The organism is Faecalibacterium sp. DFI.5.82, from assembly GCF_029076575.1.
Lineage (GTDB): Bacteria > Bacillota > Clostridia > Oscillospirales > Ruminococcaceae > Faecalibacterium > Faecalibacterium duncaniae.
The window spans coordinates 1-291 of record NZ_JARFIS010001059.1 but is presented as its reverse complement, the minus strand read 5'-3'; the positions used below and the strand labels follow the sequence as shown (position 1 = coordinate 291).

The window sequence follows — 291 nt, the reverse complement described above, 5'->3', positions numbered from 1 at the left end:
TAAACTTCCCTGATAGCCCCAGTGACGGTCAAATTCCTTGGAAGAAACCGCCATATCAAAAGCGTGAGGATTTCTGTATTTGTAATAGTGGCTAGTGATTGCCGCCTGCCTAGAATAATAGACTTGATGGTCTCCCTCAAGAATCCAAACTTCTGTAACCAGGTGAGCCGGCAAGAGACGAATGGTATAATCAATGGTCTGGCTTGACCAGTCTGCTTTTTTTATAATCAAATGGACATAATCCAAGTTTGTCTCACTTTGGTAAGTAACAAGTCCACTTCGCCCAAAATA

Annotated in this window: 1 protein-coding gene; it reads right to left on the bottom strand. The window is 42.3% G+C overall.

Annotated elements, in window-relative coordinates:
• A partial coding sequence (locus P0G09_RS20130; protein WP_342760588.1) for a hypothetical protein occupies positions 1-246 on the bottom strand: 246 nt, incomplete at its 3' end.
• Between the last annotated feature and the right edge of the window lie 45 nt (positions 247-291).